This window comes from Marinobacter qingdaonensis, from assembly GCF_034555935.1.
Lineage (GTDB): Bacteria > Pseudomonadota > Gammaproteobacteria > Pseudomonadales > Oleiphilaceae > Marinobacter > Marinobacter qingdaonensis.
In genome coordinates this window covers 1,070,765-1,086,509 of record NZ_JAYDCJ010000003.1, presented here as the reverse complement: position 1 = coordinate 1,086,509, position 15,745 = coordinate 1,070,765, and the positions used below count along the sequence as shown (strand labels likewise).

At 65.4% G+C, this 15,745-nt stretch carries 15 protein-coding genes; 10 read left to right on the top strand and 5 right to left on the bottom strand.

The window, feature by feature from the left end; all coding sequences use genetic code 11:
* Positions 1-128 precede the first annotated feature (128 nt).
* From U5822_RS08120 to U5822_RS08095, 6 genes are all read left to right on the top strand, one after another.
* Positions 129-1,232: an efflux RND transporter periplasmic adaptor subunit gene (locus tag U5822_RS08120; protein WP_322855124.1), complete on the top strand. Its 1,104-nt coding sequence runs from the start codon at positions 129-131 to the stop codon at positions 1,230-1,232.
* Entirely contained in the window at positions 1,232-4,273 is a 3,042-nt protein-coding gene (locus tag U5822_RS08115) for an efflux RND transporter permease subunit (RefSeq protein ID WP_322855123.1), read from the top strand. Before U5822_RS08120 ends, U5822_RS08115 begins: the two co-directional genes overlap by 1 nt.
* Positions 4,270-4,584 (top strand): DUF3301 domain-containing protein, encoded by a 315-nt coding sequence (locus U5822_RS08110; protein ID WP_322855122.1) that lies wholly within the window; start codon positions 4,270-4,272, stop codon positions 4,582-4,584. Before U5822_RS08115 ends, U5822_RS08110 begins: the two co-directional genes overlap by 4 nt.
* 126 nt (positions 4,585-4,710) lie before the next feature.
* Positions 4,711-5,637 carry an esterase/lipase family protein gene (locus tag U5822_RS08105; protein WP_322855121.1) on the top strand — a complete coding sequence of 309 codons (927 nt, stop codon included), beginning with the start codon at positions 4,711-4,713 and terminating at the stop codon, positions 5,635-5,637.
* Between the two features lie 7 nt (positions 5,638-5,644).
* Positions 5,645-6,775, top strand: coding sequence for a lipase secretion chaperone (locus U5822_RS08100; protein ID WP_322855120.1), 1,131 nt, complete (start codon positions 5,645-5,647; stop codon positions 6,773-6,775).
* Positions 6,776-6,849: 74 nt separating this feature from the next.
* Entirely contained in the window at positions 6,850-8,208 is a 1,359-nt protein-coding gene (locus U5822_RS08095; protein ID WP_322855119.1) for a sensor histidine kinase, read from the top strand.
* On the opposite strand, the gene U5822_RS08090 is transcribed toward U5822_RS08095, so the two are convergent.
* Positions 8,177-8,833 (bottom strand): response regulator transcription factor, encoded by a 657-nt coding sequence (locus tag U5822_RS08090; protein WP_322855118.1) that lies wholly within the window; start codon positions 8,831-8,833, stop codon positions 8,177-8,179. The genes U5822_RS08095 and U5822_RS08090 overlap by 32 nt on opposite strands.
* 205 nt (positions 8,834-9,038) lie before the next feature.
* Here U5822_RS08090 and U5822_RS08085 point away from each other — a divergent pair, with 205 nt between their 5' ends.
* From U5822_RS08085 to U5822_RS08070, 4 genes are all read left to right on the top strand, one after another.
* Entirely contained in the window at positions 9,039-10,376 is a 1,338-nt protein-coding gene (locus tag U5822_RS08085) for a substrate-binding domain-containing protein (RefSeq protein WP_322855117.1), read from the top strand.
* Positions 10,377-10,470: 94 nt separating this feature from the next.
* Positions 10,471-11,214 carry a substrate-binding periplasmic protein gene (locus U5822_RS08080; RefSeq protein ID WP_322855116.1) on the top strand — a complete coding sequence of 248 codons (744 nt, stop codon included), beginning with the start codon at positions 10,471-10,473 and terminating at the stop codon, positions 11,212-11,214.
* 103 nt (positions 11,215-11,317) lie between these two features.
* Positions 11,318-12,613 carry a pyridoxal phosphate-dependent aminotransferase gene (locus U5822_RS08075; protein WP_322855115.1) on the top strand — a complete coding sequence of 432 codons (1,296 nt, stop codon included), beginning with the start codon at positions 11,318-11,320 and terminating at the stop codon, positions 12,611-12,613.
* A gap of 55 nt (positions 12,614-12,668) precedes the next feature.
* Positions 12,669-13,493: an inositol monophosphatase family protein gene (locus U5822_RS08070; RefSeq protein WP_322855114.1), complete on the top strand. Its 825-nt coding sequence runs from the start codon at positions 12,669-12,671 to the stop codon at positions 13,491-13,493.
* Positions 13,494-13,584: 91 nt separating this feature from the next.
* Here the strand turns inward: U5822_RS08070 and slmA are convergent, their stop codons facing one another.
* The 4 genes from slmA to U5822_RS08050 all read right to left on the bottom strand — a co-directional run bounded on the left by slmA (position 13,585) and on the right by U5822_RS08050 (position 15,686).
* The gene (gene slmA, locus U5822_RS08065; protein ID WP_322855113.1) at positions 13,585-14,178 is read right to left on the bottom strand and encodes a nucleoid occlusion factor SlmA; all 594 of its coding nucleotides are present in this window, start codon (positions 14,176-14,178) and stop codon (positions 13,585-13,587) included.
* Between the two features lie 88 nt (positions 14,179-14,266).
* Entirely contained in the window at positions 14,267-15,076 is an 810-nt protein-coding gene (locus U5822_RS08060) for a thiazole synthase (protein WP_322855112.1), read from the bottom strand.
* A gap of 49 nt (positions 15,077-15,125) precedes the next feature.
* The gene (thiS, locus tag U5822_RS08055; protein ID WP_322855111.1) at positions 15,126-15,326 is read right to left on the bottom strand and encodes a sulfur carrier protein ThiS; all 201 of its coding nucleotides are present in this window, start codon (positions 15,324-15,326) and stop codon (positions 15,126-15,128) included.
* A 9-nt stretch (positions 15,327-15,335) separates the two neighbouring features.
* Positions 15,336-15,686, bottom strand: coding sequence for a DUF423 domain-containing protein (locus U5822_RS08050; protein ID WP_322856899.1), 351 nt, complete (start codon positions 15,684-15,686; stop codon positions 15,336-15,338).
* Positions 15,687-15,745: the final 59 nt, after the last annotated feature.

Below are 15,745 nucleotides of genomic sequence, written 5' to 3'. Positions count from 1 at the left end.
ATAGGCACATAGTTGTCGGACTCCAGACGCCTGTTGCCAGCAACTGATCGGCAAGGGATCGCAGGTCACAGGCCCCGCCCAGTCCGTTGCACCGAACCAGAAAAATTCCGATTGCCAGGACCCGAATTATGCGCACTGCCTCCCGCTTCGTAATCGTCATTATCTTCCTCGGTGTCGTCCTTGGTGGCATCTTTGGGTACAAGTTCTACCAGTTTGGCCAGATGCAGGAGCAGATGGGCCAACCCCGGCCGCCGGCACAGATCTCAGCGGTGCAGGCCCAGACCGAGCGCTGGACCCCGGCCATCAAGGCCGTGGGCAGTGTCGAAGCGGTCAACGGCATCGAGATCGCCAACGAAGTACCGGGGGTGATCCGGTCCATCAACTTCGAATCCGGCGACACCGTCAAACAGGGTGATGTGCTGGTGCGGATCGACTCGGCCATCGACGAGGCCGCGCTGCGCACCCGTCGCGCCGAAGCGCAACTGGCCGAGCAGGAGTTCAAGCGGGTGTCCGACCTGCTGCCCAAGCGCGCGGTGTCCCAGTCCCAATACGATGAAGCCAAGGCCAACTTCGACGCCGCCCAGGCCCGGGTCAACGAAGCCGAGGCCCAACTGAGCAAGAAGATCATCCGCGCGCCCTTCGACGGACGCCTGGGCATCCGGATGGTGGACCAGGGCGAGTACGTCGCCACCGGCACCCCGATCGTCGAGATCAACATGCTCGACCCCATCTACGTCGACTACACCCTGTCGGAAAAACACCTGCCGAAAGTCGCCACCGGCTACCCGGTCATCGCCACCGTGGCGGCGGTGCCGGATGAAACCTTCCCGGGCGAGGTCAGCGCCATCAACACCTCGGTCAACCCGGAGACCCGCACCGTGCGGATACGCGCGACCCTGGACAACGACGACGGCCAGCTGCGCCCGGGTATGTTCGCCACCGTGATGACCCGCCAGCCGGAAGACAACGAGGTGGTAACCGTGCCCCGCACCGCGGTGTCCTACAACACCTATGGCGACTTCGTGTTCGTCGTGGGCGACAACGATGAGGGCACCCAGGTGGTGACCCGCCGCACCGTCGAGACCGGTGAGACCCGCGACCAGCGGGTGGCGATCCTGTCCGGCCTGGAAGCGGGCGAGACCATCGTTGCCAAGGGCCTGCTGCGTCTGCGGGCCGGTCAGCCGGTGCAGATTCAGGACGAGTCCGGCGAGCCGCAGGAGGCGTCTGAATAATGCGATTTACCGACATCTTTATCCACCGTCCGGTGCTCGCGACGGTGGTCAGCCTGCTGATCCTGCTGCTCGGCGCCCGAGCCGCCCTGGAAATGGAAATTCGCCAGTACCCGGAGCTTGAAAGCACCACGGTGACGGTCACCACCGCCTACCCCGGCGCCAGCTCGGATCTGATCAAGGGCTTTATCACCACACCGCTGCAACAGGCCATCGCCGAAGCCAGCGGCATCGACTATCTGACGTCCACCAGCTCCCAGGGCACCTCGACCATCGAAGCCAAGATGGAGCTGAACTACGACGCCAACGCCGCCCTGGCCGAGATCCAGGCCAAGGTGGCCAGTCAGCGCAACGTGCTGCCGGCCGAAGCCCAGGACCCGGTCATTACCTCCACCACCGGCGATTCCACCGCGCTGATGTACATCGCGTTTTACAGCAGCGAACTTGAGGTGCCGCAGATTTCCGACTACCTGACCCGGGTGGTGCAGCCCAAGCTGCAGGCGCTGCCGGGGGTGGGCAAGGCCGACCTGATCGGCCGCAAGTTCGCGCTCCGGGTCTGGCTTGACCCGGAACGCCTGGCGGCCGTCGACATGACACCGCCGGAGGTGGTGGCCAAGCTGCGCGCCAACAACTACCAGGCGGCCGTGGGTAACACCAAGGGCCGCTACACCGAAATCAGCATGACCAGCGACACCGACGTCGCCGACCCGGACCAGTTCCGCAATCTGGTGGTCAAACAGTCCGGCAGCACCCAGATTCGCCTGCAGGACATCGCCCGGGTCGAGTTGGGCTCGGAGTCCTACGACCAGCTGGCCCTGTACAAGGGTGACCCGGCCACCTACGTGGCCATCGAACTGGCGCCCGGAGCCAACCCGCTGACCGTCGCCGGCCTGGTCAAGGACGCCCTGCCCGAGATCGAAAGCCAGCTGCCTTCCGGCCTGAACGTGCGCCTGGCCTACGACGCCTCGGACTTCATCGAGGACTCCATCAACGAGGTGATCAAGACCCTGCTGGAAGCCATGGTCATCGTACTGGTGGTGGTGTTCCTGTGCCTGGGCTCGATCCGCGCCTCGGTGGTGCCATCGGTGGCGGTGCCTCTGTCGCTGGTGGGCGGCGCCTTCATCATGCTGATGTTCGGCTTTTCCCTGAACCTGCTGACCCTGCTGTCGATGGTTCTCGCCATCGGCCTGGTGGTGGACGACGCCATCATCGTGGTGGAAAACGTCCACCGCCACATCGAGCAGGGCGAATCCCGGTTCGACGCCGCCATCAAGGGCGCCCGGGAAATGGCAGTGCCGATCATCGCCATGACCACCACCCTGGTGGCGGTCTACGCCCCCATCGGCTTCATGGGCGGCCTGGTCGGCTCGCTGTTCACCGAATTTGCCTTCACCCTGGCCGGCGCCGTGGTCATCTCGGGCATCGTCGCCCTGACCCTGTCGCCGATGCTGTCGGGCAAGGTGCTCAAACCCCACGGCAATCCGGGCAAGTTCGAGAGCCTGGTTGAGCGCAGCTTCAACGGCCTGGCCGACGCCTACAAGCGGGCCCTGAGTTCGCTGATGGAAACCAAGTCGGTGGTGGTGTTCTTCGCGGTGGTGGTGCTCGGCTCCATCTACTTCATGTCGCTGATGAGCCAGAGCGAGCTGGCCCCGACCGAAGATCAGGGCATCCTGTTCTACCAGGGCCTGGGCCCGCAGACCTCCACCCTGGACTACCTCACCGAGCACGGTGATGAGATCCAGAACCGGATGTCGGGGCTGCCCGGATACGCAGAAGACTTCATGATCATCGGCTTCACCGGGCCGAACGCGGTATTCGGGGGCTTCAAGATGGCGCCCTGGAGCGAGCGGGAAATCTCCCAGTTCGAAGCCCAGCCGCAGCTGGACGCCGAGCTGAGCAAGGTCACCGGCCTGCAGACCGCGGTGTTCCCGCGGCCGTCGCTGCCGGGCTCCGGGGGCGGCCTGCCGTTCCAGTTCGTGATCACCACCGGCAACAGCTATGAACAGCTGAACCAGGTCGCGGACGAACTGCTCGGCAAGGCCATGGGCAGCGGCAACTTCATGTTCCTGCAGAAGTCGATCAACTTCGACCGGCCGATCACCCGGATCAACGTGGATCGCGACCGGGTCGCCGACCTCGGCCTGTCCATGCAGGACGTCGGCCAGGCCCTGTCGAGCATGCTCGGCGGTGGCTACATCAACCGCTTCAACATGGAAGGCCGCTCCTACCAGGTGATCCCGCAGGTGGACCAGCCGTTCCGTCTGGACGCCCAGGCCCTGAACGACTACTACATCCGCACCGACACCGGCGAACTGGTGCCCCTGGGTAGCGTGGTCAGCTTCAGTCACTCCGTGGAGCCGTCCAACCGGACCCAGTTCAACCAGCAGAACTCGTTGACCCTGCAGGGCGTGGTCATGCCCGGCGTCGCCGATGGCACCGCCATGGCGTACATGGAGCAGGCCGCCAATGAGGTATTCCCGCAGGGCTTCAGCTACGACTACACCGGCCAGAGCCGGCAGCTGGCGACCCAGGGCAGCGCCCTGGTGGTCACCTTCTTCCTGTCGCTGCTGGTGATCTACCTGGTGCTGGCCGCGCAGTTCGAGAGCTGGCGCGATCCGTTCATCATCTTGGTCTCGGTGCCCATGTCGGTGGCCGGCGCCATGGCGTTCATCGTGCTGGGCTTCGCGTCCATGAACATCTACACCCAGGTGGGGCTGATTACCCTGATCGGGGTGGTGTCCAAGAACGGCATCCTGATCGTGGAATTCGCCAACCAGCTGCAGATCGAGCGGGGCCTGAACAAGGTCAATGCGGTGATCGAGGCCGCGGCCATCCGTCTGCGTCCGATCATCATGACCTCGCTGGCGCTGATCTTTGCCATGGTCCCGCTGCTGATCGCCATTGGCCCCGGTGCCGAGAGCCGCTTCGCCATCGGCCTGACCATCAGCGCCGGTCTGGGCATTGGCACGCTGTTCACCATCTTCGTGCTGCCGGCGTTCTACATCCTGCTGGCGCGGGACCACAACAAGACAGCCCAGGCGTGACCCTGGGCTCCCTGTTCTGGCTGTTCCTGGCCGGCTTTCTGGCCTGGTACTGGTGGCGCGCGAAGGCGATCAAGGATTTCGTCCTGCAAGCCGCGCGCCGCTACTGCAAGACCATGGATGTGATGCTGCTGGACGACGCCGTGTACCTGCGCGGGCTCTGGTTCAAACGGGACCAGGACGGCCGCCTGCGGGTCTGGCGCCGGTTCCTGTTCGACTTCACGGTGACCGGTGAGGAGCGCTACACCGGCCGGGTCATCATGCTCGGCCAGCGCATCCTGAACCTGGAACTCGACCCCCACCGCCTGCCCTGAGCCAGCATTCCCCCTCCCCCAAATGGGCGATTTCTTGCCCAGGCTTTGACGCGAATAATCGGCAACGCATTAACGACCAACGGCCGCAATCGGGGCGGCCGCCTACAACAACAACTGGAGTTAATCATGCGTATCCGAACCACCGCAGCCATTGCGCTGGGGCTTGTCATGCTGTCTGCCTCATTCCTTACCCACGCCGGCTACACCCAGACCCGGCATCCGATCGTACTCGTGCACGGCGTCACCGGTTTCAACACCATTGGCGGCCTGATCAACTACTTCCACACCATCCCCTGGAACCTCGAGCGCAGCGGCGCCCGGGTCTATTCCGCCAGCGTGTCCTTCGTGAACAGCAGCGAGCAGCGTGGTCAGCAACTGGCCAATTACGTCAACGGCCTGGGCCATGCCAAGGTCAATCTGATGGCCCACAGCCAGGGCGCACCCACCTCCCGGGTGACCGCATCGCTGATCCCGCACAAGATCGCGTCCATCACCTCGATCAACGGCGTCAACAAGGGTTCGAAAGTAGCCGACGTGGTCCGCGGCATCCTGCCCCCGGGCAGCTACGTGGAAGGTGGGGCCCAGGCCATCGCCAACGCCCTGGGCGGCCTGATCAACGCCCTGTCCGGGGCCAGCAACCCGCAGGACGGCGTGGCCGCGCTGGAAACCCTGACCACCCCGGGCACCACCGCCCTGAACGACGCCCTCGGCTGGAAGGGCGTGAACCGCAACGCCTGCTCCGGCACCAGCGAGGATGTCTGGATCAACGGCAACCGCATCAAGTATTTCTCCTGGACCGGCCGCGGAGTCTGGACCAACATCCTGGACGCCACCGACCCGTTCCTGGGCATTACCTCCCTGGCGTTTGGCGGCGAACCCAGCGACGGCCTGGTCGGCGTCTGCTCCACCAAGATGGGCAACGTCATCGGCACCCACTACGACATGAACCACGTGGATGCCATCAACCACCTGTTCGGTGTCCGGTCCCTGTGGACCAACCCGGTGTCGCTGTATCGCGCCCAGGCCAACCGCCTGAAGAACCGCGGTCTGTGAGGTAGCCATGACCCAGCGTGCACCTCGGCCCCGCCGATGGCTCGCCGCTTGCGTACTGCCGGCCCTGGTGGCCGGCAGTGCCTGGTGGCTGTACCAGCCGGCGCCTACCGCCCACACCGATGCCCACACCGACGCCCGGCCGGCCCTGGCCAGTCCGGCCAGCACCGGTGGCCGGGCCCCTTCCCCGTCGACACCAGCGACCAGCACCGCTCCGTCGCTTGCCCTGGACCCACCGGCGCCCGATGATCCGGTCGCAGCCCGGACCCCGGTCTCGCTCGGCCCTGAGCCGTTCGCCGGTTCTCTGGCCGGCACCGACATCGACGGCGCCCTGAAGGCGAACTCGACCGGTGAGCTGATTGTCGACCTGGAAACCCGCGATTTCTTTGATTACTTCCTCAGCTCCGTCGGCGAAGTGGCCCCGGAACAGGCCCTGGACCAGATCCGTACCCTGGCCACCACCAGCCTGCCGCCCGCAGCCGCCGAGCAGGCCATGACCCTGCTGGACCAGTACCTGGCCTACAAGCAGCAGGCACTGGCGCTGGAATCGGCGCCCCTCGACCCGGCCCGGCAAGGCGATCCCGACTACCAGCAGCAGATGCTCCGGCAGGCCTTCACCGACCTCAAGCGCCTGCGCCAGTCGGTGTTCAGTCCGGAGGCGCACGCGGCGTTTTTTGGTCTGGAGGAAGCCTACGGCGAGTACACCCTGGCCACCCTCGACATCGCCCGCCGGACCGACCTGTCGCCCTCAGCGAAAACCGCCCTGGTGGCCTGGCACCGTGAGCAGTTGCCGGCCCCGCTGCGCCAGACCGAGCAGCGCCTGATCGAGAGCAACCAGAGCAATCAGCAGCGGATCGAGATCATGACCACCGCCAGCTCGCCCGAGCAGGCGGGCCAGCAGCTCCGGGAGCAAGGCATGTCGGTGGAAGCGGCGACGGGAGTGACCGACTACCTGCGCGAACGCGAGGGATTTGAGCGCCGGTACCAGGAATACCGGGAGGCCCTGACCCATCTGCAGACGGCCGGTTTGGCCGAGGCCGACCTTGCGGCCCAGCGCACCCGGCTGCTGCACCAGCATTTCCCGGACGAGCAGCAGCAAACCTGGGCCCGCCTGGAAATGCTAGGGAGCAAAGCGCCATAGTGTGCGCCGACTCCCGGCAGTGGCTGCCCGGGCGTCTTACACTGCAGGCTGCTAACGCCAGCAGGCCCGTCACTATGAGCACAGACCTGATCCGGTCCCAGCAGGCCGCCGGTTTCCGGCGCCTGCGCTTTTGTCCGGAACTTGAACCCGGCTATCGCGCCGTGCGGGCCACCTCGGTCCGCGACCGGGCGCGCCTGGTGTCCGCCGCCGGACTGGTGATTTTCGCCATTTTTGCCCTGCTGGACCTGGCCACGCTGCCACCGGCGCTGGCCACCGCCACCGTCACCATCCGGGGCCTGGTGACCTGCCCGGTGATTGCCCTGGTGTGGTGGCTGTCGTTCCGACCATGGCCCGGGGATATCGCGTTCGAGCGCCTGTATACCCTGGCCTACCTGGTCGGCGGCCTGAGTGTGGTCGCCATCATCGCCTGCGCCCGGGTGCAGGCCGTCCCCCTGCCCTACGAGGGCATGTTGCTGATGCTGATGTTTGGCTATTTCGCCATGGGCCTGCCCTTTGTCGCCGCCTCCGTCGCCTCGGCCCTGATCATCGCCGCCTATCTCGGAGTGGAACTGGCCACCGGCCTGGCCCTGGCCGAGGTCCTGGTCAATCTGTTTTTCGTGCTCACCGCCAACACCATCGGCATGGTCGGTGCCTGGCTCAGTGAGTACCGGCACCGGGCGCATTTCCTGGACCAGCAACTGGTCCAGCTGCTGCACCGGAATGCCCGCGAGGAAAGCGCGCGCAAGAGTCACCTGATCACCGTGGCCAGTCACGACCTGCGTCAGCCGCTGAATGTCGTTGGCCTGAACCTGACGCATCTGGCGGGCGCCGAGCTGGCCCCGGACCAGCTCGGGCTGGTGCGGCGGCTGCAGGGCACCGTGGGCCACTTCCAGCGACTGCTGGGCACGGTGCTGGACGTCTCCCGGATCAACGAGGGCATGGTTCGGGCCGACAACCAGGATGTCGAGCTGGACGGCCTGCTCGATCAGTTGACCGACCTGACATTTGATCACATCGACCTGCATGGGTTTCGGCTGAGCCGAACCGGCCCGGATTCGGGGCTGTGGCTCCGGGCCGATCCGGAACTGCTGCTGCGGGCGCTGCAGAATCTGGTGTTCAACGCCGTCGATCACAGCGGCGGTGATGAGATCCGAATCACCACCCAGCACCAGGGCGAGCGGGTTCGGGTCACCATCCGGGATAACGGTCGGGGTATTGAGCCGGCCTTGCAGCGGGACATGTTCCAGCCGTTTATCCGCGGCGCCACCGATCCGGCCGCCACCGGGTTGGGGCTCGGGCTGGCGATTGTCCGGGAACTGACCGAGATGATGGCCGGACAGTGTGGCTGCGAGTCCGCCCCGGGTGCCGGCACCAGCGTCTGGCTTGAGCTGCCGGCGCCGGTTACAGCCACCCCAGCAGCCGGGCCTGACTGACGCACTCGGTGCGGTTGTGCACGCCCAGGTGGGCGAAGATGGCTTTCAGGTGGGTTTTCACCGTGTGTTCGGTCAGGCGGAGACTCTGGCAAATGCGTTTGTTCGGAAAGCCCTGGGCCAGGAGCACCAGCACGTCCATCTGCCGCGGAGTGAGCGCCGGGGCCTGCGCCCTCGACCGGCCGCGGCCGGGAAAATAGTCGTCGCCGCGGCCAATCGCCCGACACATGCTGATCAGCGCGGTCCGACCGGCGGATTTTGGCAGGAAACCCTGGGCGCCGGCGGCGCAGGCGGCGCGCACCGTGGTTTCGTCCTCGGAACTGGATATCACCACCACGGGCACCGGGCGGGCGCGAGCGGACAATCGGGGCAGCAGGACCAGCCCGGTTTCCCCCTGCAGCGAGACGTCGAGCAGGACCAGGTCCAGGTCGTCGGCCAACACCTCGAGTGCCTGGTCCACCGAGCCCGCCAACACCACCGAGTCCGCCAGACCGGCCTGGGTCATCAACCCGGCTAGACCCTGGGCAAACAGGGGGTGGTCATCGACGATCAGGACCCGGCCCAGGGGCAGCGCCCGGTCGGCGCCGGCACCCGCCCCACCCGGGCCCCGGGTCAGGGAATGGTTCATATCAGACCCCGCATGTTGTGTCTTTTTGTTACTGCGGAGCCCCGACTATAGGCCAGCAACGCCCGGTATACCGCGGCCTGCTTAACAGTTTCGGGCAAAAGCCCAGGGCCCCGGCGCGGTTCGGTCCGGCCACTGCAACATAACTGTCACATTTCTGTCGCATTCTTTCGGATTCTCTAACTGTCTGTTGTTGCGGAGTTTTCGAATGACATCCAACCTCCTTGCCCGGTTTTCCGGCCGCGCCTTGATGGCGCTCTGCGCCTTGGCGATGGCCTCGGCGCCGGTACACGCCGAAACCCTGGAAATTCACGGTTCCAACACCATCGGTGCGACCCTGGCACCCATGCTGGTGGAGGGCTTCCTGGCCGGGCAGGCTGGGCAACCGGTAACCCGGCGCGGCACCGGCGAGGCGAACGAACAGATACTGACGGGGCAACGGGCCAACACCGCCGTCCAGGCCCTGGTGGCGGCCCACGGCTCCAGCACCGGCTTCCGGGCCCTGGACGCCGGCGCCGCAGACATCTGGGCCTCATCCCGACCCGCCAAGCCCTCGGAAGTGGACCGGATGGCCGGTCGTGCCGACCTCCGGGACCTGACCAGCGAGCACGTGATTGCCATCGACGGCCTGGCGGTGCTGGTCAACCCCGGAAACCCGGTCAACCAGCTGAGCATCGAGACCCTGGCGCGGATTTTCGCGGGCGAGATCCGGAACTGGTCGGACGTCGGTGGTAAGGACCAGGCCATCCGCCTGTACGCCCGGGACGACCGATCCGGCACCTGGGATACCTTCCAGAGTCTGGTCCTGGGCAAGACCTACACCCTGGACCCGACGGCCCAGCGCTACGAATCCAACGACCAGCTGTCCGACGATGTCAGCCGTGATCCGGCCGGTATCGGCTTCGCCGGCCTGGCCTCGGTCCGCAACAGCAAGGTGCTGGCGATCTCCGATGGCCAGGCCCCGGCGCTAAAGCCGAACCAGCTGACCGTGGCGAGTGAGGACTACCCGTTGGCGCGCCGCCTATACATGTACACCGCCGGGAACCAGACCCCGGTCCTGGCGCGGGAATTCATCGAGTTTGTGCTGGGTGAGGACGGCCAGGCCATCGTGTCCGAGTCCGGGTTCGTGTCCCAGAACCCGATGGCCGTGAAACCCGAGCTGGACGGCCAAACCCCCGACACCTTCCGGCGCCTGACCGCCAATTACCAGCGCCTGACGGTGAACTTCCGGTTCTCGGAAGGCCGCACCAAACTGGACAACAAAGCCCAACGTGACCTGCGCCGGGTCGCCGAGTACCTGGCCCAGACCAATCAGAGCACCGACGACGTCCTGCTGATCGGTTTCGCCGACCAGCAGAGCAACGAACTGCGGGCCCAGATGATTTCCGAGCTGCGCGCCCTGTCCGTGCGCAAGGCCCTGTCGGACCTGGGGGTCGGTGACATCGCCTACACCGGCTATGGTCACTACATGCCGGTCGGCACCGCCGGCGGCGACACCGGCCAGCAACGCAACGGCCGGGTCGAGGTCTGGGTCCGCGGTCTCTGAGCCGACAGGGTCCGGCGCCCGCGAGGCGGGCGGCACCGATAGCGACTAGACTGGAAGACACGGCAGTGTTTCAACCCAAACGGGGGCAAATCCCATGCTGATCTGGGGCATTATCAGCATACTGGCCCTGTCGATGGCGCAGCCCGTCCGGTCGGAATCGACCCCGGTGCTGACCGCAGTGACCACCGAATATCCGCCCTTCGAGTACGTCCACAATGGCGTACTCCAGGGCCAGGATGTGGACACCGTGCGCGCCGTGGTCGAGCACATGGGCTACCAACCCAGCTTCCAGGTTTTGCCCTGGGCCCGGGCCGAACTGATGGTGCGCCGGGGCGATGCCGACCTGCTGTTTTCGCTGACCGCCTCGCCCCGCCGGGAACGTCATTACCTGTTTACCGATCCGATCAGCACCGCCCGGGATGTGTTCTACGCCGTCCGGGGCTCGGAGTTTCGCTGGACCGAGTTCGACGACCTGGCGAATCTGAGTCTGGGTCTGGCCGCCTCCTACAGTTACGATCCCGAGTTCATGAGCTGGCTGGCCCAGGACCACGCCGAGGTGCTCACCATGAGCCAGGAACGCCCCAATCTCGCCGGCCTGCGCATGGTGGCCATGGGCCGCATTGATCTGTTCATCTGCGAGCAGACCGCCTGCGATTACCTGATCCGTCATTTCCGGGCCCAGTATCCGGAGCTGGCCAACGTGGCCGCACTTCCGGGCACCGTTGGCGCCGCCCGCGCCTTCCGGGCCGCGTTCACCCGCCAGCGGCCAGACGCGGAGCAACTCCGGGACGCCTTCAACCGGGCCCTGAAACAGCTGCCCGGAACCCGCTACGACTAAAGTCCCCCGCTGCCCTGCGGCAATCACCTATCCAGCCCCCGGTCACAGATATGTTTGCGTTTCCTATACTGAAAATGTCACTTCCAAACCACAGACCGGGACAATGGACATACATTCAGACCATCGTTATGCAATCAACCTGAACGTACGGGGCATCCAGCCCTCCTCCACCCTGCGCATCAACGAACTGAGCAACCAGCTCAAGGCCGAGGGCAAGGACATCATCAAACTGGGGCTTGGGCAGTCGCCCTTCCCGGTGCCCGAGAGGGTGGTCGAGGCGCTGCAGAAGCACGCCCACGAGAAGGACTACCTGCCGGTCAAAGGCCTGAAGGGCTTGCGCGAGAGTATCGCGGGCTACATCAATCGCAGCGAGCGCATGCGTTGCACCTGGGAGGACGTGCTGATTGGTCCGGGCTCCAAGGAATTGCTGTTCCTGCTGCAGCTGGCCTATTACGGCGACCTGCTGATTCCCCGCCCAAGCTGGGTGTCCTACGCGCCCCAGGCGCGGATCATTGGCCGCTCGGTGCACTGGCTGCCGACCCACGCCGAGAACAACTGGCAGCTCACCGCCGAAGAGCTGGACATCATCTGCCGCGACGACCCGTCCCGGCCGCGCATCCTGATTCTGAACTACCCTTCCAACCCGACCGGCTGCACCTACACCGACGACCAGCTGCTGGCGATTGCCAACGTCGCCCGCAAGTACAAGCTGATCCTGCTATCGGACGAGATCTACGGGGAGGTGCATTTCGAGGGCAAGCACAAGTCCATCGCGCGCTACTACCCGGAAGGCACCATCATCAGTACCGGCCTGAGCAAGTGGGCCGGCGCCGGCGGCTGGCGGCTGGGCACCTTCATCTTCCCGAGCGAACTGCGCCCCCTGCTGGACGCCATGGCGATCATCGCCAGTGAGACCTTCACCTCCACCAGTGCGCCAATCCAGTACGCCGCCATTGCCGCCTTCAACGGTGGCGCAGACATCGACGACTACCTGGTGCAGTCCCGTCGCGTGCTCAAGGTCATCGGTGAGTACATGCACCGGCGGCTGACGTCCATGGGTGCGGTGGTGCAGAAACCGGAGGGTGCCTTCTACCTGTTCCCGGAGTTCTCCAGCTTCCGCGAGGGCTTGGCCAAGCGCGACATCAAGACCAGCCAGGCCCTGTGCACCGCTTTGCTGGAGAACACCGGTGTGGCGATCCTGCCGGCCAGCGATTTCGGCTTCGCGCCGGATCACCTGGGCGCGCGCCTGGCCTTTGTCGACTTTGACGGCGGCGAAGCCCTGGCCCTGGCCGGTGGCGACTACGCTGGCTGCGACCTGGACGACGGCTTTGTCCAGCAGGCCTGCCCGCGTCTGGTCACCGCCATGGACAAGATGGAGGCCTGGCTGACCAGCCTCTAGGCCAACGTGCTAGACTGGCGCCCTCATTCCTTGCCAAGTTTGCCATGGGGGCGCCGTGTCCGATCCTGCATCACTTCAGAACCTGACCGACTTTGCCGAACAACTGGCCCGGGAAGCGGGCGACCTGATCCAGCGGGAGCGGGATCAGAACACCCTGCGCACCGACTACAAGCAACAGACCGAACTGGTCACCCACGCCGACGTCCTGGCCGATAAACTGATCACCGGCGCAATCCGGGAGCGATTCCCCGAACATCGGATCCTGTCCGAAGAGACCATGCCCGATTTGTCCCAGGCAGAGAATCTGGACACGCCGTTGTGGATCATCGATCCCATCGACGGCACGGTGAATTACGCCTACGGCCACCCCCAGGTCGCGGTTTCCATTGCCTACGCAGAAAACGGCCGGGTTCAGGCCGGCGTGGTGCACGCGCCCTTCGCCGGTGAAACCTTCCGCGCCACCCGCGGCCAGGGTGCCACCCTCAACGGCCAGGCCATCGAGCACAGTGGCGCCACCGTGCCACGGGATTCCCTGTTCGCCACCGGCTTTCCCTACACCAAGGACAACCTGGAACCCCTGGTGCGCCGACTCGACGCCATGATCCACCAGTGCCGGGACCTGCGCCGTATCGGTTCAGCCGCGCTGGATATCTGTTGGGTGGCGTGCGGTCGGCTGGACATCTACTACGAAAATGTCAGCCCCTGGGACTTTGCCGCGGCCCGGCTGATCGCCCTGGAAGCTGGCGCCACCGCCGGACACTTCGGAGACGTACCCGACGGCTATCCGGTGGATCTGTATGGGCGGGACATCCTGATTTCGGCGCCAGCAATCTGGGAGCCCATTCGGTCGATTCTTCGGACGGCTTCTGGGTATCACTGAACGTCGCTACGGCCTCGTAGCCTGGAAGTCAGCGTAACGACCGGCCGGGCGCCCCCGAAACATCCAGGCTGGGAGAATCTATTGCCGAAGCTCAGGTGTGAGCCCAAACACCTTCAGCAATCAAGGACCAGCTCTCATCAAAATCCGTCGACGGCAAGCGCGAAAAGGACGACCGGACGAAGCGCTGAATCCGTCCCTCGATGAACACCAGCACGTAATCCGCACCCCGAGCCGCACTGGTCCGCGGCCGCAGCCCCTGGCGAATCTCGCCTTCTTTCAGGGCCTGCCGCACCTGGGTTTCCAGCCGCTCGAAGAACTGCGAGGCGCGCTTGCGCAAGGCTTCGTTCTCGCCCATCAGAGCATCGCCGGTCAGCACGCAGCACAGGCCCGAGTTGCGCTCGGCGAACACCAGGACCAGGTGCACCAGCTGCTGCAGGCGGACCCGGACATCGTCCTGTTCCTGCAGGATTACCTGGCAGCGCGAAAACACCGCGTCCTCGGCAAACTCGATGAGGGCCTCGAACATCTTGCGTTTACTGGGGAAGTGGCGGTACAGGGCCGCCTCGGTGACGCCGACGGACTTGGCCAGGCCGGCGGTGGTGATGCGGGCTCCCGGATCGGTTTCCAGGAGTTCCACGAGGGCATGAAGGATCGCCTCACGGCGACTCGGTTTCTGATCGGTCATGACAGGACTGCAGCGCTCTGATGATGTTATCGGGGCCGGTCGTCGGGCGCCGGCCCTCGTTTATTCGTGCCCGGGATTGTGCCCCAGATCAGAAGAAGGTGCCATCGATGGGGGACGAGGCACTGGCGTAGAGTTTCTTCGGCATGCGCCCGGCCAGGTAGGCTTCACGGCCGGATTCGATGGCGAGCCGCATGGCGTTGGCCATCCGGATGGGGTCGCCCGCCAGGGCAATGGCGGTGTTCATCAGCACGCCGTCGCAGCCCAGCTCCATGGCGATACTGGCGTCGGAGGCGGTGCCCACGCCCGCGTCCACCAGCACCGGCACCTTGGCGTTTTCCACGATCAGCCGGATGTTGTAGCGATTCTGGATGCCCAGGCCCGAGCCGATGGGCGCGCCCAGCGGCATCACCGCGATGCAGCCGATTTCCTCCAGGCGTTTGGCCAGCAGCGGGTCGTCGGAGCAGTAGACCATCACCTTGAAGCCGTCCTTCACCAGCGCTTCGGCCGCCACCAGGGTTTCGGTCATGTTCGGGTACAGGGTCTTGTCTTCGCTCAGCACCTCGAGCTTGACCAGGTCGTGGCCGTCGAGCAGTTCGCGCGCCAGCTTGCAGGTACGCACCGCGTCCTTGGCGGTGTAGCAGCCGGCGGTGTTGGGCAGGATGGTGTAGCTTTCCGGGGAGATCACGTCGAGCAGGTTGGGCTCGTCCGGGTTCTGGCCGAGGTTGGTCCGGCGTACGGCCACGGTCACGATCTCCGCGCCACTGGCCTCGATGGCGTGGCCGGTTTCCATCAGGTCACGGTAGCGACCGGTGCCCACCAGCAGTCGCGACTGGTACACCCGGCCCGCCAGTTCCAGGGGTTTGTCTTCGGGTAGCAGAATCTCTGGGGTCTCGCTCATAACCTTCCTGCGCTATTCAGTTTGTCTTGGAATCGGTTTGCCGGCAGCCTCAGCCGCCACCAATGGCGTGGACCACTTCAACGCGGTCGCCGTCATTGAGGACGAAATCGCCGTGCTGACTGCGCGGCACTATGTCTTCGTTCACTTCCACGGCCAGGCGTTTGCCCGCCAGGGCCAGGTGTTCAATCAGGGTGACAACGGTGGCTCCAGCCGGAAGCTCCATCGCGTCACCGTTCACTTCAACTTGCATAAGCGTCGCTTACCTCTTGTCATCCGGTTGCCGGGCCATCCACGGCACCACCATGGCCGCCACCAACAGCGCCCAGCCCACCATCAAGCATAGGCCACCCAGCGGAGTGACCGGCCCCAGCCAACGCCACTCCGCCAGCACCAGCAGGTACAGGCTGCCGCTGAACAGCAGGATTCCGACCAGGAAAAAGCCGGCCGCCGCGGCCAACAGCCGGCGACTGCCGCCCGCCAGGGGCAACAGCGCAACCAGGACGAGGGCGATGGCGTGGTACATCTGGTAGGTGACGGCGGTCTGGAACACCTCCAGGCCGCGCTCGCTGACCAGCGCCCGCAGCCCGTGGGCGCCAAAGGCGCCAGCCATGACACCCAGCAGGGCCAGGCTGGCCCCGAGCACCGCGGGCAGATTCAGGCAGCCGGGTC

Bases quoted from the DNA above. Each gene is read 5' to 3' on its own strand.
- U5822_RS08120 (WP_322855124.1), top strand. From the start codon at position 129: ATGCGCACTGCCTCCCGCTTCGTAATCGTCATTATCTTCCTCGGTGTC.
- U5822_RS08115 (WP_322855123.1), top strand. From the start codon at position 1,232: ATGCGATTTACCGACATCTTTATCCACCGTCCGGTGCTCGCGACGGTG.
- U5822_RS08105 (WP_322855121.1), top strand. From the start codon at position 4,711: ATGCGTATCCGAACCACCGCAGCCATTGCGCTGGGGCTTGTCATGCTG.
- U5822_RS08100 (WP_322855120.1), top strand. From the start codon at position 5,645: ATGACCCAGCGTGCACCTCGGCCCCGCCGATGGCTCGCCGCTTGCGTA.
- U5822_RS08095 (WP_322855119.1), top strand. From the start codon at position 6,850: ATGAGCACAGACCTGATCCGGTCCCAGCAGGCCGCCGGTTTCCGGCGC.
- U5822_RS08090 (WP_322855118.1), bottom strand. From the start codon at position 8,833: ATGAACCATTCCCTGACCCGGGGCCCGGGTGGGGCGGGTGCCGGCGCC.
- U5822_RS08085 (WP_322855117.1), top strand. From the start codon at position 9,039: ATGACATCCAACCTCCTTGCCCGGTTTTCCGGCCGCGCCTTGATGGCG.
- U5822_RS08080 (WP_322855116.1), top strand. From the start codon at position 10,471: ATGCTGATCTGGGGCATTATCAGCATACTGGCCCTGTCGATGGCGCAG.
- U5822_RS08075 (WP_322855115.1), top strand. From the start codon at position 11,318: ATGGACATACATTCAGACCATCGTTATGCAATCAACCTGAACGTACGG.
- slmA (WP_322855113.1), bottom strand. From the start codon at position 14,178: ATGACCGATCAGAAACCGAGTCGCCGTGAGGCGATCCTTCATGCCCTC.
- U5822_RS08060 (WP_322855112.1), bottom strand. From the start codon at position 15,076: ATGAGCGAGACCCCAGAGATTCTGCTACCCGAAGACAAACCCCTGGAA.
- thiS (WP_322855111.1), bottom strand. From the start codon at position 15,326: ATGCAAGTTGAAGTGAACGGTGACGCGATGGAGCTTCCGGCTGGAGCC.
- U5822_RS08050 (WP_322856899.1), bottom strand. From the start codon at position 15,686: ATGGCTGGCGCCTTTGGCGCCCACGGGCTGCGGGCGCTGGTCAGCGAG.